General features: G+C 42.6%; 12 protein-coding genes and 3 pseudogenes. 3 read left to right on the forward strand and 12 right to left on the reverse strand.

Annotation, left to right across the window (positions count from 1 at the left end; all coding sequences use genetic code 11):
• Positions 1-131: 131 nt before the first annotated feature.
• Positions 132-815, reverse strand: a complete 684-nt coding sequence (locus tag FTU91_RS11705) for a hypothetical protein (RefSeq protein WP_016658768.1) — start codon at positions 813-815, stop codon at positions 132-134.
• Between the two features lie 232 nt (positions 816-1,047).
• Here FTU91_RS11705 and FTU91_RS11710 point away from each other — a divergent pair, with 232 nt between their 5' ends.
• Entirely contained in the window at positions 1,048-2,373 is a 1,326-nt protein-coding gene (locus tag FTU91_RS11710; RefSeq protein WP_180082248.1) for an ISNCY family transposase, read from the forward strand.
• A gap of 146 nt (positions 2,374-2,519) precedes the next feature.
• Positions 2,520-2,657: pseudogene (locus FTU91_RS11715) on the forward strand (helix-turn-helix domain-containing protein); the annotation flags it as partial.
• Positions 2,658-3,059: 402 nt separating this feature from the next.
• Here FTU91_RS11715 and brxL read toward each other — a convergent pair.
• Genes brxL through FTU91_RS11755 form a run of 8 tightly spaced genes read right to left on the reverse strand, consistent with a single transcriptional unit; the run spans position 3,060 to position 17,904 of the window.
• Positions 3,060-5,099 (reverse strand): protease Lon-related BREX system protein BrxL, encoded by a 2,040-nt coding sequence (gene brxL, locus FTU91_RS11720; RefSeq protein WP_180082249.1) that lies wholly within the window; start codon positions 5,097-5,099, stop codon positions 3,060-3,062.
• 29 nt (positions 5,100-5,128) lie between these two features.
• Positions 5,129-7,753: a BREX-1 system phosphatase PglZ type A gene (gene pglZ, locus FTU91_RS11725; protein ID WP_180082250.1), complete on the reverse strand. Its 2,625-nt coding sequence runs from the start codon at positions 7,751-7,753 to the stop codon at positions 5,129-5,131.
• Complete coding sequence (locus tag FTU91_RS11730) at positions 7,750-8,523, reverse strand: hypothetical protein (RefSeq protein ID WP_180082251.1); 774 nt, start codon at positions 8,521-8,523, stop codon at positions 7,750-7,752. The genes pglZ and FTU91_RS11730 overlap by 4 nt, the downstream gene beginning before the upstream one ends.
• Entirely contained in the window at positions 8,523-12,056 is a 3,534-nt protein-coding gene (pglX, locus tag FTU91_RS11735) for a BREX-1 system adenine-specific DNA-methyltransferase PglX (protein WP_180082252.1), read from the reverse strand. The genes FTU91_RS11730 and pglX overlap by 1 nt, the downstream gene beginning before the upstream one ends.
• 46 nt (positions 12,057-12,102) lie before the next feature.
• Entirely contained in the window at positions 12,103-15,783 is a 3,681-nt protein-coding gene (gene brxC, locus FTU91_RS11740; RefSeq protein ID WP_180082253.1) for a BREX system P-loop protein BrxC, read from the reverse strand.
• A 40-nt stretch (positions 15,784-15,823) separates the two neighbouring features.
• Positions 15,824-16,399: a DUF1788 domain-containing protein gene (locus FTU91_RS11745; protein WP_086355031.1), complete on the reverse strand. Its 576-nt coding sequence runs from the start codon at positions 16,397-16,399 to the stop codon at positions 15,824-15,826.
• Between the two features lie 16 nt (positions 16,400-16,415).
• Positions 16,416-17,027, reverse strand: coding sequence for a DUF1819 family protein (locus FTU91_RS11750; protein WP_121523422.1), 612 nt, complete (start codon positions 17,025-17,027; stop codon positions 16,416-16,418).
• Positions 17,028-17,037: 10 nt separating this feature from the next.
• Entirely contained in the window at positions 17,038-17,904 is an 867-nt protein-coding gene (locus FTU91_RS11755) for a WYL domain-containing protein (RefSeq protein WP_180004198.1), read from the reverse strand.
• A 208-nt stretch (positions 17,905-18,112) separates the two neighbouring features.
• Here FTU91_RS11755 and FTU91_RS11760 point away from each other — a divergent pair, with 208 nt between their 5' ends.
• Positions 18,113-18,442, forward strand: a complete 330-nt coding sequence (locus FTU91_RS11760; RefSeq protein ID WP_005403805.1) for a DUF4236 domain-containing protein — start codon at positions 18,113-18,115, stop codon at positions 18,440-18,442.
• A 133-nt stretch (positions 18,443-18,575) separates the two neighbouring features.
• On the opposite strand, the pseudogene FTU91_RS16800 reads toward FTU91_RS11760, so the two are convergent.
• The 3 genes and pseudogenes from FTU91_RS16800 to FTU91_RS11770 all read right to left on the reverse strand — a co-directional run.
• Positions 18,576-18,677: pseudogene (locus FTU91_RS16800) on the reverse strand (HNH endonuclease); the annotation flags it as partial.
• Between the two features lie 38 nt (positions 18,678-18,715).
• The gene (locus tag FTU91_RS11765; protein WP_160255372.1) at positions 18,716-19,948 is read right to left on the reverse strand and encodes an ATP-binding protein; all 1,233 of its coding nucleotides are present in this window, start codon (positions 19,946-19,948) and stop codon (positions 18,716-18,718) included.
• Positions 19,949-20,498: 550 nt separating this feature from the next.
• A pseudogene (locus tag FTU91_RS11770) lies at positions 20,499-20,795 on the reverse strand (HNH endonuclease signature motif containing protein); the annotation flags it as partial.
• Positions 20,796-21,210: the final 415 nt, after the last annotated feature.

A 21,210-nucleotide genomic window follows, 5' to 3' on the forward strand; every position in this document is an offset into this window, starting at 1 on the left:
TCAAATGGCTATTCTACGTTTGATTGGTTTTGGAAAAAAAGAAGAATTTAAGAAAGTGCTAGCAATTTTAAGAAAGAAAAAGCCTGATAGGACAAGGATCCTATGAAATTTGTCGTGTACAGAGATAAATTTTATGCAATACCGCGATCTTTTTTAAATTGAGAAATAATAGGATTTAATTCAGATCCACAGAATTCAATATACTCATTTGTAATTCCACGACCACTAGAAGGATGTGGCAACCCAACTACAGTGCAGTTTTCAAATTTATTGATATAAGCCAATGAGCCATGATAATCAGGCATTCTTAATGTTTGCAATTTTTCAATTTCATTGCCCATAATTGGAGTGAATTTATCCCTTACTTTATAAAATTTTAGTACCTTAGTTAAAAGCTCACTTCCCATAAACAGAATTACTTTAGGTCTAAGTTCTTCTATATGTGCTATAAAATTATCAACATTTTCATCTTGTTTGTAGAAAGGAATTGCAGAACGAGATTTTTTTGATTCTACAGCCCAATTAGTTTGTACAATCATTTTGTCGAAAGCATCGCCTAAGCCTTCCTCATTTAGAGGATGCCCCCACATAGAAAACCAAGTTCTAATTCTTTTATCGTATTTAATCCATGTCTTAGCAACATCACCATATCGCAATGATTTATTAGAAAAGGTACATTCTTTAGTCATATCTATTATAACTTCTTGCCCCTTACTTTGTGATTCTTCACCCCATTCATAACCACAAATCATTAATCCGTTTTTATCATTAAAGCCTGCGAAAATTGAATTTGCTAAATTTAGACTTTTTCCCATTTTATCTTCTCTGATACTTTTAAGATTCAAATTATCACATATATTTCATATAAATCATTTATATGGAAAGTTTTTTATAGATATAAAAATACACTTAACATAAAATCTCTTATACGAAATGGGTTTGTAAGCCCAAAATAGAAATGTCCGGTTTCTCCAAAGTAAAAATGTCCGCTTTTAGAATATGCACTTTTGCAATTTCCTTAGCGGACGGTTTGATATGTTGGTGTCTATGTCGGATAAAGAACTTAAACGATTGTCGATCTTGCAGGAAATCTGTGATCAACGCATAACTCAATCCCAAGCTGCTCAGCTACTGCATATTTCAGAACGTCAGATCAGACGCTTACTGCAAAAATACAAAGCTCAAGGTCCCACTGCATTAGCCCATGCCGGTCGTGGCCAAACCAGCAATTCCAGGCTTCCTGAAGAGATCAGACTCAAGTGCCTCAATCTGGTCGCTGAACAATTCCATGGTTTCGGACCAACTTTAGCCCATGAAAAGCTGACTAGCGTTTATGGCTTTAATATTTCAGTAGAAACCCTGCGTTCCTGGATGATTGCAGCCGATTTATGGATTCCTCGCGCCAAGCGCCTGAAACGCCCGTATCAGCCTCGATATAACCGGGATTGTTATGGTGAACTGATCCAAATTGATGGCTCACATCATGACTGGTTTGAAGGACGAGCACCTAAATGCTGTTTACTGGTGTTTATTGATGATGCCACAGGAAAATTGCAGCATTTACGCTTCTGTGAATCAGAATCAACCTTTGACTATATGATTTCAACACGCCTGTATGTTGAACAGCACGGTAAGCCCTTAGCGTTTTACAGCGATAAACATTCAGTGTTTAGGGTAAATCAAAGCAGTAAGAAAGACACCAGGATTACCCAGTTTGGACGCGTACTCAGTACCCTCAAAATCGATATCATCTTCGCTAACTCACCCCAGGCCAAAGGTCGTGTGGAACGAGCGAATAGAACACTTCAGGATCGTCTGATTAAGGAGATGCGCCTGGAAGGTATCAATTCGATTGCAGATGCGAATAAGTGGTTGCCCTGCTTTATTGAGCAATTTAATCGTAAATTTGCCAAGATGGCTTTTAATCCCAAGGATCTACACCGGACTGTCACTGAAACAGCCGAAGAGTTAGATGATGTTTTTACCTGGCGTGAACCACGCAGAGTGACGAAAAGCCTGACCATTACTTATGATAAATGTGTATATCTCCTGGAGAATACAGAAGAAAATCAGAGGTTGATCGGCAAGTATCTTGAATTTCTAGAATACCCGGATGGTACTGTGGCCATCATGCATGAAAGTCGGAAGATCAATTACAGCATCTTCGATAAATTAAGTCAGCTGAACCAGCGAGAGATTGTTGAGAATAAACGGTTGGGTGCTGTTCTGAATCATATCCAACAGCAGCATGAAGAACTGGAACAGCAAAACAAACGCAATCGTTCTCAAAAGATGCCAAGCAGACGTGCACAGAAAACAGCAATTCAACAGCGAAATCTGAATCCTGTGCTTGACTTGGAAATGTCCATATAGGACATTTCTATTTGGTTATTAGGTAGGACATTTCTACTTGGGAATAACAGGGTTTGTTAGAAACCATTTAAAGTGTCTGTATTCTCACCAATAAAAATGTCTAGTTTATGATGGTTTAAACATCATGGACTGGATATAAAATATAGATGCTGATCACTATGTCTGACAAAGAAATTCAACGTCTTGCAGTTCTGCAAGACGTTAGAGATCATCGTATTACCCAGGTCCGTGCTGCTGAAATCCTGAATCTTTCCACTCGTCAAATTACTCGGTTATTGCAGAAAAAATCGAATCTGACGCAAATTAAAAGCAAATTCGTCGGCAGTTGAAATGAGCAAGCCATGAATTAAAGGCAGCAATTCCTTTGCCGAGCACACCAATATTCAGCAGGGTGAATAGCCACCACTCTCCTAGACAAATTTCGTCTCTTCTTTTTGCATAGGAGAGCATTATGAGTGGACAACTATATATTCCAGAATGGCTTTGTTGCACAAAGATTTCATAACTATATGATTTTAAAAGTTTTGATTATTTTTTGATCCAAAATTAAATTTATTTAAATCAGATGCTTACATATTTATGCAACAAAGCCTTCCAGAATTAAAAAATAGGTATGGGGGTTCATTGGTTGTTTATTTTAAACAGGCACAAAACTCATAACTCTACTCCTCATGCTCGAGATAAAGTTAATCCACCCCTAGCCCCTTAAACACAGCATCCACCGGATCTGCATAAAAGCTGGTCTGGAACTTGGTAAACAGTTCCACAGGAATCGTTGGGATATCTGCCGCACTACTCATTGGCAAAGCAACTTTCTTGGCACCCGCATCAAAAGCAACTTGCAGACATTCGGCAATACTTTCCACCGGTGTCACTGAACCACCCAAGCTCATATCACCCAGTACCACCATCTGACTTTGTACCGATCGTCCTAACAGGCCTGAAGCGAAAGCCACTAAACTTGGCAAGGCAAGATGGCTGAGCGGCCCGGTATTCTGTAATTCCACCACATGTAAGTGGAAATCATGTTCCAGCACCTTACTGCCCCCCGAGATCCGGGATGCATTGGCCTTGAAGTAGTCAAAAGCAATCTTGACCTGTTCTTTGGCACTACTTGAATTCCATAAGCCTGATGTCGCCAATTTTCCAGAACCTTTGGTCACTTGAAGTTCTAAGCGGTATAACCCCGGCATGCCCTTATTACTCAGCCCGATGGTATATAGGAAACCTGGCTTGGCTGGACCTTCAGGAATCAGTGCGCCACCCCCCTGCTCTTTGACGGAAACAAAGTGCTCTTCTAGTGTGTCATTGTCGATATAGCTAAAATGCACATCATAGAATTCCATACCACCAATTTTCTTCAGCTGTTCTTTGACCCGACGGCGTACCTGCAGCGCATATTCCAGGCATTGCCGTACATCTTCTTTGTTAAATTGACCATGTGGGTAGAGCAGCTTCATCAATCCAGAAACCGTCTTGCGAACGGCGATCACATCACGCTGATTCAGGTTATTCCCTAGCTTGAAGTACTTCTCAATGGCATCCGCAAAACTACGCTTACGCATTTCCCGGAAGAATTCAGCAAGATAATCAACGATTAGACCATAACGGTTGGTAAAGAATTCCGGACGCATTTTTGGAATTTCCCAACCCGGGATATAGGCATGAAAGCGATCAAAGAATGCCGAATCGATCATGGCTTCAGGGAAAGGTGCCAAGAGATGGCTGGTTTTTACCAGAGATTCAACGCTTTGGTTAATGTTACCCACAAAAACCATCGAAGCTGAGGCTTCCATCTGTTCACGACCACGGGCAAAAGATCCTGAGGCCATATAGTCTTTCATGATCTGAACGCCATCTTTGTCCTTAAAGGAAATACCGGCAACTTCATCAAAGGCCACCACATCCCACAACCCCACCAGACCAATACGGCGGCTACTCATGTTATAGAACAGATTGGCGACAGTGGTTTGCCCACCTGAAACTAGAATACTATTCGGTGAACACTCTTTGTAAATATGGCTTTTCCCGGTACCGCGTGGTCCAAGTTCACAGACGTTATAGTTATTTTCAACGAACGGAACCATACGCGCTAATAGGTGCCATTGCACATCCTCTTTTAGCGAAGCCGGTTCCATGCCGATCGAACGGATTAAACTCTCGCGCCACTGATCAGTGCTTAATGCTGCTCGTCCATTGAATAGCTCCTCCATATTCATATTCGGCATTTGAATCGGCTTGAGTAAGCTCACCCCAAATGGAGAATTGGTTTGTCCTTCTTCAAAATAATAACTGAGCGTAGCAATGACCCAGATACCACCAACAAGTAATTTTTCATACTCTTTGACGATGCCTGCCGAGATTTCGGCATCTTTGATGCCCAGATTACTAAATGATGCTTCGTATTTGTCTTTACGCTCATTCAGTTTTACAGTCACCCGATCAATGACCTTATAACTGCCCCGTTCACGGACCAGGGATTTCACCTTCTCGGCTTCATCCGGTCGGACGTAGTTCTCAGCCAGTACGGTCTTTACGTTACGTAGTCCCTGTTCAATGATCTCTGGATCATCCGAGGCACAGTACATCCCCAGCAGGTATTCGAGTACATAGACAGGGACATTTGCCCCTTCTTTGATCAGTTTAGTCAGATCCTTACGTACCACCCGCCCAGCAAAGTGTTCATTCAGCAGCTGATCCAGTTCTTTATCGTTAGCAGATTCCATGTAGGCTACGCTCTATCGTTAATTCGTTATCAGGAGAAGTCATCGGTAAATGCCAGATCAATGGTGACCTTATAGCGTTGCATTTCGATATTCAGGTCTTTGTCCTTCAGCACTAGGAAGTAATCCTTCTTACGGTCAAAATCAGTACCGGATAATGACAGTCTGACCTGTTTGACCCGATCGGCAACAGAGTCGGTACTGCTATCAAAAGTCAAGGTTTCTTCACTGGAAACTTTAAGATCCCCATCATAAATGGCAATGGATAAAGTCACTGGCATGACCAGCTCACTGACAGCTTCAGTTTGCATCAAATCAAACTTCTGGATGTTATTGACCATCTTCAGCGTGGATTTGGTAGAAATGACCTCAACTTTACGCTTGGTCCGCTGTCCAGCCTTTTCACCACGTAACTGTTTTACCGTTAGTACAGGCACTACGATTTCCTGAGGCATGATGCCGCCATGCACGAAACGTGAGCCTCCTACAAAATGGAAACGGTTCGCCCCTTTTGGAATCCAGAAATCAGTCGCAGATCGTGTGCCTGCCGTAGCTTGGGTTGAGCCTTTCCATGCTTCCTTGCTCTCTGGTAAACCATGCCCAATCACATAGCGTTTTTTGCTTTTCAATGCATTGGTCGGTTTTTCAGTCAAGCTTGAACGATCCGCAGATTCCAGTTTACTTTGCTGGAACAAGAAGCCATGGTCGGCTGTGATCAACAGGGTAGAAATATTGAAATGCATCAAGATTTTGCGGCTAAGTTCAGTCAGCTCTTCAATGGCATGTTCCACCGCCATAAAGGTTTCTGATTCTGTAGAGGCACTGTCTCCCCGAGCATCAATCACGTTGTGATAAACGTAAATCAAATCATGGTCTTTAAGTGCTTCACGGCCTTCATCACGCGACCAACCTTTTACCGTTTCAGCGGTAACCGCCAATCCATTATAGGCAGCCAGAATTTTGGATCGTGCTGCAGTCCCTTTGCTGGACTGCCCATCTACTAAAACATCATCCCCTGCGGCCTCTTTGTACTCCAAAGTCTGATGCGGCAACAACGAGGCCATGCCAAGTGTGGTGTAACTTGGGACAACGCCCAGCTGTGAAGACAATGTCGCTTCAGAATATCGCTTTTCATTGATACGATCACGCAGCTCTACCGCAGCTTCATAACGGAAAGCATCACTGATAATCACCACAATACGGCGTTTCGTTGCGGAACTGAGTAAGGGTCTAACGTGAGTATCGTAGAAGTTCTGCTGATTTGGGATATCCGTCATTTTCCAAACATTCAGACGTTGCTCAGCTTCTACACGCTCGCCCCAGTTGCGTGCCAAGTGGTCAATAAACCAGTAGGAATAGCAATTTTCCACTTCTTCATCGAGTTTTTTCAGGATATCGACATGAGCGCGTTGAGAAGCAGCACTGTAGTGGCGATAGGCCATATCAAAGCGATACAACTCCTGCTCGTAGGCTTTATACAAGGCTTCGCTGGAGTCGAAATAGAACCCAGAATCAAACTGCAGTCGCAGGCTGAACAGGTCAATCGCTGCCTGCAACGCTGTATAGACGGTACGGTATTTACGGCGGGTTGCATCGTCCTTATGTTTGGAAGCCCAATAGCCATCCAGACGGGTAGAAATAATCGTTCTGAAATGTTCCAGTTCAGCTTTGGTTGCTGCAGGGATCTGGCTGGCCAGATCGACAATGATCTTTTGTTCAATCACTTCAAAAGTCATGACATCGAGCAGCTGCTCCAGATCAAAGACCCCGACCTTTTCTTGGATCCGCAGTGCATTGGCCACGGTCTGAGAGAGTGTATCGAAGGTTGGGTAGTATTTAGAACTGTCTCTCCAGCGCGACAAAAAGGCTCTAGCCGTCGCACGGGAGCTGACAGAAGACATCACCAGTTCTTGAGCCCATAGCGGTATATCGCCCAGACTTTCACAGAAACCTGTGCTCATCAAACGGATAAAGAACGTACCGAGCTTGAATGGTGCTTCCCCATTCAATTCTTCAACCGATGCTGGATAACCAATTTCCGCCTGTAATGCTGTGACTAAAGCTGGCACTAGTTGGAACTTTTCCAGTTCAGCAAAGGAGTCTGGATTTACTTCCAGACTCAGATTCTGTTGTACCATTTCATCTGCCAGTGCCAGAACGATATGCATGAGTTCGGCACTGTCAGCCTTGACCACAGCCGCAATCATGGCCATATCCAGATCCTGTTCATCTGCATCAGGCTGGATATAGCGTTTTAAGGTGCTCAGACGTGCTTTGGCTTTGAGAAATTCTTCACGTTTGGCCAGATGTTCTCTTAGACTCTGCTGCTGTAAACCGAGCTCATTGAAAATAATCGAGAAACGATCGGCATAGAAGCTGCGTGAATACAGCTTGATGTCCAGTAACCAGTCTTTTTCGGTTTCAGGCTCAGGGCTTGGGAAATACAGCAAGTATTTGCCCTGCTGATCTTGTAGTTCCAGTTTGAGCTTGATCGCCAGACTCGACTCTTCTGCCATATTCAGAATCTGGACATCATTTAGCTCTAGGGCTTTGATTTCTTCAGTAAATGACTGTTCAGCATCGTACCAAAAGACGATTCGATGCTGTTCAGTATAAAAGGCTTGTTCCAGACCTTGCTGAAGTTGACTTAAATTCATTGCAGCACCTGTGAATCCACTTCTTTTTGCTTTTGTTCCCACCTATCCAATAAGTATTTTATTTTTGGATATGCTTTTTCAGAATTTTCCAGAATATCTTGTTCAATTGCTTTAAGTTGCTCAGGTTTAAACTCGATGTTAATTTCAGAACAGTCAAAAATGCTGATTAGATCAAAAACTTTATGATTATCAACTGAGTCAAAAATAGGTTTAAAAAGAGGATGATCTTCATTTGATTTTATTAAATGGTCATACGCATTTTCAGAAATGAGCACTCTTGGATAGTTCGCCAGTTTAGACTCTATGTAATAAGCCTCATTCATTGCTGGGCCAAACAATGCCCCTCCTTCCTCATGAATTAATTTTCCTAATGCAATTCCACCACGCAACATCATTCCTAAATTATAAAAAACCATAATTTTTATAAAATAAATGCATTTAAGTAGCAACAAACAAGATCCTGAGTCACTACTAGGACATGAAATAACCAATGAGTCTGAAAATTGAGTAATATCTAATGGAAATAATTCAGAGAGTTCATCGATGACATTTTCACCATATACATCAGATGCTAACTGAAATGGTTTATCAGGGTGAGCTAGAAAAACTGGAATCGTCCCATATATTCCTTTTTTTAAAGTGTGTTCTTTTAACTCATGAATAACCCTATAGAGTGCTTCTATCACTTTGCCATCATGTAATGACTGATCTATGGCAGATTGAAAGCCCAAGAGATCAATAAAACAAACTAGGCGTTCTTGATAATCCATTACTTGTCCCCCGTCACTGCTTTAACTTCAGCCAACAAGTCCCCAAACTTGCCGTAGTTCACTTTCACTCCATCATCTAGATCCAGTGAAATACGCTGATCGGCATAGTGACGCAGTTTTTCTTCAAAGCTACTCAGTTCAGCCTGTTGCTTATGCAAGTCTTGCAGTTTTTTCTCGATACGCTTGATTTCAGCCGCAGAGTCACTGCTTTCTTTTGCTGTTTCCAGAGAATTAGCATAAGCAGCCATTTTGGAAATCAGCGGCATAACGTATTCGGTACGCATACGCGCCAAGGTACTTTCGTTATAGCGGTGCAAGTACACCAACGCCTGGAAAGCCCCTTGTTTACCACTGCTAAACAACCAGTAGATCGGGCGCTTTTTATAAGTTTGCATATGGTCTTTATAGAACTTGCTGGCGAGGTAACGGCGAATGGTGTCTTCAGCCGTTTCACTGGCTTTCTTATCCAAGCTTTCTGCTAGCCACTGCATATTGGCATCCAGTGTCTCTTTCCCCCAAACGGCGGTTAAAAACTCTCGAATACGGTGTGTGGCATCATCTTCAAACCAGTGCATTTCGGTCAATGGAATAATACCGTCAGCATCGGCTGGGAATCTTTGATAACGGCTGGCATCAAAGTCTTGATTGCCTGCATGAGCATAGATCAAGCCCGGTTCATCCAAGCTATAACGTCCCATCATGCAACCAAGGGCATAAGACACTAAACGCTGGCTGTCTTTTTCACGGTCGGCACGAGTTAAAGTGATCTGTTCATCAGGAACCTCTGGTGTGAGTTCATCCTGTAAACCATAAGCATCAATAAATAGTTTATTGTTTTCTTCTTCCAAGCGTTTCATTTCAGCCACGGCGTCAGAATTTTGTTGTTGCCATGTATTAAATGCTTGTTCTAGATTTAGCTCTTTAGTACGAATGATTGGATTTAAAGCAAAGTCCCATGAAGTTTCATAAGCATCCCAGTCCAATTGAGCTAATTCAACCATTTTCTTAGAGCTATTAAGTTCTTGCAACAAAGGCATTGGTGTTTTATGGATAATACCAGAGCTACAATTAAGGGTAGGATTCATTATTCCTACAATATCAATCCAAAGCTTTGAATTCAGCGCACACAGCAAAATATCCAATAAATCTTCTGAATCACCCCCAAAAACTCCACCTGCGGCATTTGAAATCATCGTTCCTTTGGCACTAAGTCGAAAAGAGACTTTTCCAGATGAAATAGTTGACCAAGTTATACCTTTTTTAAAATAAAAATTAGTATTAAAAATCCGTCTAGACCAATGGGTGGTATCAGGATCCTTTGGATTATTCACAACCCATGTTTTTATTTCTTCACCATTATTTTTCCAATTTACAACATAATATAAATTTCCATACCATTTCCTAAATTCCCCACCTTTTTGAAAAAAATACCATTTATAAAAATCATTTTCTGTATCTTCTAATTTGGACACTTTGCTATTTATCTGTTGGGCTGAAACTTCCCACATATAACGTATAAAACGTTCATTATCCGATGTAGATAATCCAGTGCCTACGGAGAATTTTTCACCTATATTTTCTGACTGAAAAATAGCTCTTACCTTATGACTCACCCAATAAGCAATAGGACTACCTGGAATTTTCTTAAAGTCATCTTGAATTGTGGAATCAAAGCGATTTAGTCCTGCTTTTAATTCATTTTCTTTTTGATTCTGCTCTGTATCCACAAGTCGAAAAAATACTGGCTTAAAACCATCTAAATGTTTACCTTGCATCACAAATGCAGTCGCTTGTACGACCTCTCCTGATATTTCAGGGAATGCACGCGCCCCTAAATGAGCCATCGTTTGAATCGTGCGATCTTGTAATAGCTTTTCACGCATTACCTCATATGATGATAAAAACATCCAGCTTTGCATGGTCACCATGCTGTTAAAGCCCCTATCTTTACACCAGTTAAAACCACGCTCAATAAACATGGCAAACAGGTCTGACTTGCTGTCTGGGAATTGCTTTTTGGCAAAATCCTTCAATGCTGTATTCATGCCTTTACCGCCCATATACGGCGGATTGGCAATTACAGCATCATATTGCTTGGCTAGTAATTTAGCTTGCTGTACTAAAGGCAATAACTCTTGTGCTGACTGTTGCGCAAAAATATCCCCTGATTCTAAAGCTGTATTCAGCTTGGTTTCTAAGTCAGGTAGTTTCTTCGCAAATGCTGTAGGGATTTGAATCAAAGAACCAAAGGTCGAAGAGTGTTCAAATAGATCCAGTAATTCTTTTAAATCAGCCTGTGTAATATCAGTGTTTGCCAAATCCTGACTGAATGCATCTAAACGCTCAGGCTGACTATCTTGCAACGCGATAATATTCAGCTTTGGTGGATTGCTAAATAAACGGCGGTCATCCTCACGTGCTTTCATCAATAGCGCAAAACTCGCCAACTGTGCCGCACGGGTATCAATATCAATCCCGTACAGGTTATTTTCCAGAATCAAACGTGGAATGTCACGGCTACGGTAACCACGCTCTAAATAAATCGCTTTTAAGCAATCATAAGCTTCAACGAGTATATGCCCCGAACCACAGGCAGGATCCAGCACCGTAATACTTTCAGGATTTAAAGTATCGCCATCTTCACTGATACGAACATCAATCAACTGTCTTAGCTGTGCATTGACTTCATCGGTCTGTTCCGCTGGTTGAATATAGTATTCCCACTCACTGGCAAGCGTACTGTCAGGCTGCGCCATCATCCATAAACGACCAACACTGTTCTGTACCAGATATTTCACAATCCAGTTTGGAGTGAAGAGTTGCGTCGCTGCAGGAATGTCTTCACTCTTGACGACTTTACCAATCACCTGATCTTTCTTTTCAGAAATATAGAACTGATACAGCCAGCCAATAATTTGCACATCCGACCAGTCTTCTTCCGGAATGCTGCTCACTAAATCACGAATCAACGAATCGGTTTTGGTCAAATTGTCAGGTAATAACAGTTCTGACTCATCAGAAACCTGTTCGAACAGCAACGGCATCACCTGATTCAACGCATGACACTGCGCCAGTAACAATTCACGATAGAGTTCTTCGTCTTTGTTGCCATCCAGCTTGAGTTCAGCCACACGGCTGGCATCTAAACCTGGTAGGTCAATATCCAGACATTCTTCCAGAATCTGCGGCAAGCCTGCACTACCATCAGCACTACTCAGTACACGGCGACCATGATCCAGTAAGCCTTTACATTCCATGTAACGAATCGCACAGAGGCGGTTAAACCAACTGTAAGCGATATAATCAATCGTCTGCTCAAAACTGCTGGTTTGAATGCGTTTGATCAGCTTCTCACGTGGTTTCATGACTGATAGCGGAAAAACCTGATCGCCAATCAGCAGCAAATCCCCTTTCTGTTCTGCCGGTAAAATGCTATCTGCGGTGATGCCATATTTGGCGGCCTGCTTGCGCATCGCTGCGATAAAATCGTTACGTGCTTGCGGTGCGTATTTTTTAATATTACTGGTATTCATGTTTAAACCTTTAATCAATGACTGATGCCGATATCCCTAACCCAAGTTAGCGGATACGCACACGCTTTTTATCACTCACAATTTTTTTCAATTCAGCTTTGAGTGCGTCTACAAACTGATCCACTGATTCTTCTGTTTCCAGATAGACACTACTTGAACTTTTGCTGTAAATGCTGGCGACATCGACTTCGACAACAGGTTTCGGTGGCACTACGGCGGTCGCAGGCTGCACCGAACTCACAGCAGGTGCTGATGTAGCTGGGCTGGAGGTGGTTGTAGTGTTGGTTACACTCTCGGCTTTGCTCTGAGCCAGTTGTGCCGCTTTGGCCTGACGCTGGATTTCCGCCTGAACTTCGCTTTCCAACTCATACAAGGCTTCATCAAAACGCTCGACGGCGGTTTGGGTTTGCAGCATATAGATGGTGGATAGGCTAGTTTCCACTTCAATATCCGTTTTCAGCAGTTGTAGTGGGCGTAATAGCTTGTTACTCAATTCAGCGGTAGCGATACCACTGTTTTTAATCTCGGCTTCCAGCTGCTTGATTTTGTCATCAATGTGTTCTATCGCCTGATTGCGCTTCTCAGTCAGCAATTGCTCATTGACGCTTTCCACTGTGCGAACCAAATCAGCCACTTTATTTAACAGGCCGTAGGGTGATTCAAGCGTGGCAATACGATGTAATTCGGAGAGGGCTTTTTTTGCCACCTCATCACTGCCCAGCGCCTGTTTGTTTTTCTCAAAATGACGTAAGGCCTGTTGCAGTTGTTGCCAGCTTGGCATCTGGTTGCTGAAGAATTCATGAATATCACGATAATCTTCTTCCAGATCCAGATAGTCGTCCTTGTTCTCGACCACGGCCTTAAAGAAATCGAAGCTGTCGCTATTCGCCAGCAGACGTTCCAAAGTCAGAATAGACTTTTCAATCACTTTCTTACCCGGGAACTGCCCAACATCAGTTTTACTCTTATACGACTTAAAGTTGGCTAACCAAGTCTTAAGATGCTGCAAATAGAATTCAAATAGCTCTTTCTCAGTCGCTGGTCCCATCGCCGAGAACAGTTCTTGGGTGAGTTGGCGTGCCTGTTTCAATACCTGATCATCAGTCTGGCGTTTTTTAATGATCGACACATCACGGCGACGGCGGCTGTTTTGTAAAGGCTCAAAGGCATCTTTTAACTGTAAGCTGCCGCCATTTAACTGTAGTGAAATCCGCCCCATCGCAGCCAGCTGACCCACCAACAGTAAAATCTCGGCATCTGGCCAGCCATAAGGACGTTTGGCAAAACGATCCACCACATCTGACACCAGAATACGCTCTGTACCGGTGGCCCGTAGTGCAATGTACTGCTCCACTTCCTGTAGGGCTTTGGGATTGCTCTGACCGCCATCCAGAGACAATCCGAGCTGCGCCATATCATCCACAGTCAAGACGGCGTTCAGTTCACGCCAGGCATCCTGCTGATAGACCTGCAGATAGCTCAGTTTGGTATAAGTGTTTTCCAGCAAATAACGACAAGCCTCATCCAGCTTGGTGGTTGGACTTGAAGATGAAAGTTGTAGATGTTGACCCAAGGCATAACTTTCCGCGTCCAGCAACATTTCTTCGACCCGGACACGCAGGCGTTTTTTACGCTCCTGGTTCTCACGGCCACGGTCTGCCAGGATACGGGTGATATCGGACTGAGTGCCATCATCATTTAACCGAATAAATTTATTGGTTTTCAGCCAGGTGCGCAGTTCATTAAAGAACTGTTTATCGTCTGCCAGTTTAAACAGGACTTGTCCTTCGGCCTGAGTACTTTTACCAATACAGTAAGCTTCAGTATAGAGGTTGTATTCCGTATCCAGCGGAGAAATGATTTCAACTTTCAAATCGCTCTCATACTTGCCATCCAGGCTATGACCATCCAGAAAACGACCAATCTGATAGTCCATCTTGTTGGCTTGATGGCGGTATTTGTTCTGATCGCGCAGTAAATCTTTAAAGATCAGGTTGGCTAACTCTTTATTTTCTTCTGAAGCCGCTAAGTCTGTGGCTTTAATTTTTCGGGTAATATCCCGCTCTTCATTGGTTAGGAACAGGAACTCATCACCATTCCTCGTAATCAGGCTCTCTTTTTCCAGACGCTGCAGGCTCTCTTCAATCCGCTTGCGCAATGCCAGCTTATCTTCATCAATTTTCTCAATCGACAAAGTCACCAGGTTATCCAGCGTACCTTTGATGATATCGACATAGCGGATCATGAACAGGGTACGCAGCATCTGCACATCAAAACCATCCAGGGTCTTATTCTGCCCTGCCTGGTCGATGGTACGCTTCACTGCTGTATCCAGAAATCCTTCCACTGAAGTATAGAAGCGGTGGAAAGGAACCAGGGCACCGACTTCATCTGTAGCAATCGCATTCGCGGCCATCTGGAACGCATCCAACATGGACCGTTCACCATAGGCCAGGTGTGCACCGGTCGCACCGACCTTACGGATTTCTTCAAATACTTTTTGTACCAGCTGAAAATGGTACGGCGCAAAAGGATAGTTATGGATAAAGCTGTCTGGCCCCTCATAGTTCTTTAGGGTTGGGCCTGAACGGTCAAAGGTAATCTGATTTTTTAAGATATCGCCCTTTTGCTCAAACACTGATCTGAGCAATGCTTCTGCTTCTGGGGTTTTACGTAATAAACGTTTCTGGATGACTTCATCGGTATTGGAACTGGACAGTGATAACCGGGTTTTAAAACGACCAGCAATCTTGGAGAAGTCATTGGCTTTGGAAGAAGACATCTCACCTAAAACAGCATCGATGTCTGCCTGTGAGGTGACGATAATCCAAGCGCGGCCTTTACAGATCGTACCCAGGTTTTCAGTAATGGTTTGCAATGTCAGCATCAAGCGGGTATCGCTGCCAATAAACTGCCCCACTTCATCGACCAAGAACAACATGCGTTGCTGGGGTCCTTTGCTGTCCAGGTATTCTTTCACCCACTGACAGAAGTTTTCAACCGAAACACTAAAGGTCTGCTCAGAATCCTCAAACCACTTGTGTGCAGCTTCTGCTGATAGATTCAGTGCCTGAGAAATCGCAGTTTCGACATCATCCTGATAGAACTGATATCCGTCACGTTCTTCTAGCCAAGACATGCCGCTGGATTCCTCAAACGCCTGTTTAAAGCGTTCATACACCCCTTTCTGGCTCAGGTGACGTTCCATATGGGCAATATGTGGATGGTCAGCACTAAAACCCTGATACTCGTTAAACACACGTAAAAACACATTCAGGATCGGATTGCCATCGTCATTGGAACTGGCTTTACTGTCAATGTTAAACAGGATGACATCGGCATGATGGCTAACGGCCTTGCCAATATCGGCACGGATAAATGCATCGCGGATTTTAGTTTCATCAAAGAATTCTGCGGCGCTACGCTCGTTACCTTGCGCATCACGTACCACTTTATTGGCCAGAATATACGACAAGGTTTTCAGGAAATGTGATTTACCTGAACCAAAGAAGCCTGAAATCCATACGCCGACACGGTTGGCAATCGAAGGATCGCTCAGGTCTGTGCCATAAGACTGGAAAAAGTCCCGAAAATGCTTTTCCAGTTCATTGGTGACCACATACTCATCGAGTTCCTGATAAACCGTAGTATTGTCATTCTGGTCTGCTTTTACGACCCCGTTAATCGCACGATCTAATGGCTTATAAAAAAGTTCTTTAATGTTCATCTCAATCCATTCCCCCGAATTCTTATTTCTATTTGCCGTGTTAAGGCACTAATCTGAATGCTCTGTAGTAATTATTGCTTGGAATTTTTCCAAATAAACTCATCGCTTGACCGTCGTAATAACCTGGGTAAAACAGCACCACTGGCTTATGCCCCAGTAACGAATGCAAACTGTTCAATAAGTGATGGGCACGTAACAGTGGCCAAACCGACCCTACCCCAGTCATCAACACAATATCTTGTGCATTGGTGGCATATTTACTCACCAGATAGGGCGCGAACTTATCCATATGCAGTGGGCCTTTCAGCGCTTTGAGCAGCGCCTCATCGCCTTTGGCTTTTTGCATTTGAATGGCTTTATCGATGAAGTTACGCTCAGACAGATAATCCACCACGGCTTGCAGCAGGTTGATATTCACCACCTTCAGCTGACTGTGTTTTTTCTCCAGCATCCCGTCTAGAAAATGCAGATATTCGCGCACCTTCAACTCATCTTCAGGTGCATAATCAAAAATCCAGAAGCCAATTTCATTGCCCAATCCTTGTCCAGTGAGAAACTCGGTTGAAAGTATTCGCTCTGGAATCTGGTTCAGACGCTCATGTATTGTTTGACTCATTGCTGCCCCTCTACAACTAACGCGTCCATACCGACACTTCCATAGATCTTTTAATGCGTTGTTTATAATGTTCTTCCAACAGGCTACGCAGCTCTGCTCTGACGATCACGCGCTGCAACTCCAGCTTACGGGTACTTTTTAAATAACCGGCTTCTGCCAGCATGCGAAACACCACCTGCCCCATTTTTTTCTTGCTGGACTCTTTCCAATCACAGATATCCGGATCACGTTGTGAGCGTTCATCCAAAAAATCTGACCAGATATAACTGTCCAAGTATTGCGCCTGGGAGATATAGGCATCCCTCATCACCGTTTCCATAAACTCAAGCAGCAACAGGTTGCGTTCCAGTGCCCCACAAAAAGCCACCTGAGTCGCCAGCTCATCATCCCCATCCCGCAAAGCTTTCCAGAAATCAGGCTCTAAGCGCTCAAGACGCTTACGAATGGCAGTGGCGTTACGTTGGGCTGAAGCAGGCGTTCTTTTTTGCAGAATATTGTCAATCTGAATGGCCTGATGCCATTGTTCTGGAGTCGCTTCTCGTAATAACAGATCCGCGATCAGCCGGCTTTCACGCACCATCAGGGAACCGCCAATCAGGTCACTGTCATAATGAAATTGTTCTAACATAGCCAATCTCCTATGACGCCTGATCAAACAGGTAAGACGACAGCTTTTCGATATCTGAGCGTTGTAGTACCAAGGGATATTTCAAGGCATCATCCGCCTCAGCCAGCGTGATCGCGGCCTGATATCGCTGCAAAGTATAGTGAGCCAGGGCTTTTTTCACCGGAATCTGTAATCTGCCATCAGGCATGCCGAAGTCTTTTTCGACCAGCGCTTGTTGTGATGAGTTCAATTTTGGATTAGGGATCAGCGTCAGTACAATTTCTTCATGCCATTGCTGATCCTGAGCAGGGCCTACTGACTCAATCGCCATCACAACAGGTGTGCGATCAATTCTGGAGAGTAAAAAGTCCTTAAACTGCTTGCTCTGATGGCAATAGGCACGGACATGCCAGCGAAAACCGGTATACACCAGGGTGTGTGGGGAAATGATGCGTTCATGCCACTGCGGATTCTGCATCGAGGCATAAATCATTTTTAAAGTACTTTGGTTGCGGCAGGCACGCAAAACTTCCCGAATCACTTCAGGACGTACACTGCGATCAGGTAATTGAACTGCTGTAAGATTCGGTTCTGGCATCGCAATAAGGGCATGCGATTCACTGACCAAGCCCGAGAGCATATTGAGATATTCATTGATATGCGCTGTAGTCAGTACAGGCTGGAAGCTGGCCTTAGGCACATAACCCTTGACGGAGGGGTCATGAATCAAGGCATCGGGGTTATACAGCGTATTGTAACGCTTGATATCCGCAGAAGCCTGCTGTCGACTGAGCCCAAACCAGCTCATCAAACGATTGGTAACCAAACGACCTTCCCAGTAAGCAAGCAACTCGATGGCTCGCATTCGAAGAAGCACTTCATGCTTATCTGTCGTCATATACCAATCAGTCAATAAATAGCAGCTTTAAGATTACCCTACAGCAAATATACAGTAAATATTTTTGACGGTATTTAAAGGTAGTATTGCAATCATCAGATAAAAAATATACTAGTATCCTGATGATAGCCGTCAAAGTACGATCTCTAGCAGATCATGGATCCTGGTATAGCGCGTGAATTGAGCTAAGTTTTAGAATGAGAGAAATATGGGTTTTAGATTTCGTAAAAGTATTAAATTATTCCCGGGTTTTAAAATTAATCTGACCCATAAAGGCATCAGCAGTGCCAGCATTGGCAAACCTGGTGCTTCTCTAAATATTGGGAAAAAAGGTACGCGAACCAGTGTCGGCATTCCAGGTACGGGACTATCTTACTCTAAACACCAACCTTACTCTAAAAAGACCCGTGTTCCACAACCGACATCGCTAGAACACACGGAATATAATCCTCAGAATTTAGAACAACCGAAGGCAAAGATATGGCCTTGGATTATTTTTGGAATATTGTGTTTTATGGTGGGTGCCGTCATTTTTTAGCAAGAACCGCATTGTATTTTAATCAAAAAAAAAATGCCCAGATGGATGAATGGGCAAACTAAGGAATTAATATCCTTCAGAAACTCCAGCGCAATTCTCGCTACTTTCAGTAAGCGACTCTGGCTCAATCATGATAGTCTGACTCAATCGAGTCGAGGTAAATCGATCCATCACAATTGGAGCAGAAATTATGCTTGATCACACTCTTGGTTAATGCTGAAAAGTCTTTGAGTTTTAATTAATAAATAATAGTATCCATGTCTACCCTCAACTTTACTTATTTTCAGATAGCAACCAATCGAGAGCACTCATTTTTACAATACCATTATAATTCGCTTCAGTCCCTATCGTGTCTAATGTAAGCAAATACTTGGGATACGAATCAGAAATTTTCTGTAATGGACGTAACTCTCGGCTGAGTGTCTCCTCATTGAGCGTTTCTAATGCCACCTGATAATAAGTTAAATTCTGTAAAGTATCGACAGCAACAAAATCAATTTCATATTCATCAACCCGCCCTACATAGACCGTATAACCTCGTCTGACAAGCTCAAGATAAATCACATTTTCTAAGATATGACCTTGATCAGCATTAGCATCAGGCAACATAATCCGGCGCAATCCGACATCAACTAAATAGTATTTTTCAGAGGATTGTAATAACTCACGCCCGCGTACTTTAAATTGTGCGGCACTATAAAATAACAAACTGTCCTGTAAGCCCTGAATATAGCGTTTTACTGTTTCAAATGAAATTTTAACCCCACTTGAAACAAAGGTATTTTTAATTTTATTGATGGAAATAGCTGAGCCTGTCACGCTTGCCAAATATCTTGTGACACGCTCGAGAGAGTTAATATCGGCAGTATTCAAACGTGGAATAACATCTTTAAACATTACACTGGCATAGACCGCTTGCAAGTAATCATAAGTTTCCTGCTGGCTAGTCATGGCAAGCGTATAAGGGAAACTACTGCGCGTATACATGGCATACAAATCACGATTTGATAATTGTTGGATGATCGGATTATTTTCAATATGCCACTGTTTAAATTCTTGGAATGAAAGGGGTAAAACATGTTGCTCTATATAGCGTCCTGTAAGTAAAGTCGCAAGTTCTCCACTTAGAAAGAATGCATTTGAGCCTGTAATATATAAATCGATATAATCCCGAACATATAAAGAGTCGACTACTTTCTCAAAATTTGTAACATGTTGAATTTCATCTAAAAAAACATAGTTTTTTTTACTTTTATCAACTTTGGATAATACATAATCATGTAGTTTACGGTAATCGGTGAGTTCTTCAAATTCCATAAATTCGAAGTTGATGGCAATGATGTTTTCGGCTTGTACGCCCTGTGCTTTTAGGTCTTGTTGAAACATCGCCAATAAGGTGGATTTTCCAGAGCGACGTACACCCGAAAGCACTTTAATGACATCACGGTCTTGCCATGTATTCAGAAATTTTAAGTAGCCATCACGTCGAATATTAGCGCTTCTCATTATTTACACTTAGAATCTAAAGTTTTAATAAATTCTATCAAATTTTAGAATGTATATGTAAATATATTTAGTTTTAAGAAAAGTTTAAAGGTTAAGTGAAACATTCAAAGCTGCTGTAGAAGCATGTAAACATGCAGATCTGATCAAAATCCAAATTCTGTCTTTTTGATTATTTTCCATGTCATGTTATGTCATTTATGCTACGAGTTAACTGCTATATAAATTAAGTGAAAAGTAAATGGAACTAAGTTGTTAACTAGAGTGGAACTCATTTTTGTTGTGCTGATGGTCTCAGCCTTAATCCTAATTGCTTATGAAATGCTAAAAGGTTTATTTTAGAGCATCTATACAATTTTTGATCAAAAAAAGCCCACAGAGGGAATCTATGGGCGAAACTAAGGACCTTGACGGTCATTCAGAAACTACAGCTAGTTTCTGGTTGTGATTCTGGACTGAATTAAAAATAACCATATTGGCTGAATGTATCAAAAGTTAAATCATGTGATTAATCATTGATACTTCTGCAAAAATGAGCTCATCGCTCTGTTGATTAATACAGTAATTCACCAAACAAATCCGCTCTAATCTCTTCCAGGCTCAGATCTGATTTCATCCTATTACAGATGGGATGAACCAGCAGACCATTCTCTAGAACACCTTGCCCACCTACGGCTTTGGCAATCCGATGATCCGATTCAGTAGAATCAAGATAGATCAATCCATCACAAATGAGGCAAAAGTTATGATTACCCACCAGAAAATTGTGCTTAAGCAGACTCTTGGTTAATGCCGAAAAGGCCTTGGGCTTTGACCGAGAAATTGGACTAATCGACTCCACATATCCCACTCTATTGTAAACAAGACATTTTTATCTTTTATATTCAATGGCTTATTTTCCTGCTAATTGGTAATACCATGAAAAATACCATGCTCAGAAAAGGCTTAACAATATTTTGAAAAATTGCCTACTGAGCGCTGCCGCACAGCTCCATAGGCCGCTTTCCTGGCTTTGCTTCCAGATGTATGCTATTCTGCTCCTGCAGCTAATGGATCACCGCAAACAGGTTACTCGCCTGGGGATTCCCTTTCGACCCGAGCATCCGTATGAGACTCATGCTCGATTATTATTATTATACTCTGTACACGACAAATTTCACAGAACCCTTATCCTATCAGGATTCTGCTTTCTTAAAATTGCCAAAATTTCCTTAAACTCTTCTTTTTTCCCAAAACCAATTAAACGCTGAATCGCCATTTGAACA

The organism is Acinetobacter sp. YH12201, assembly GCF_013418145.1.
Classification (GTDB): Bacteria; Pseudomonadota; Gammaproteobacteria; order Pseudomonadales; family Moraxellaceae; genus Acinetobacter.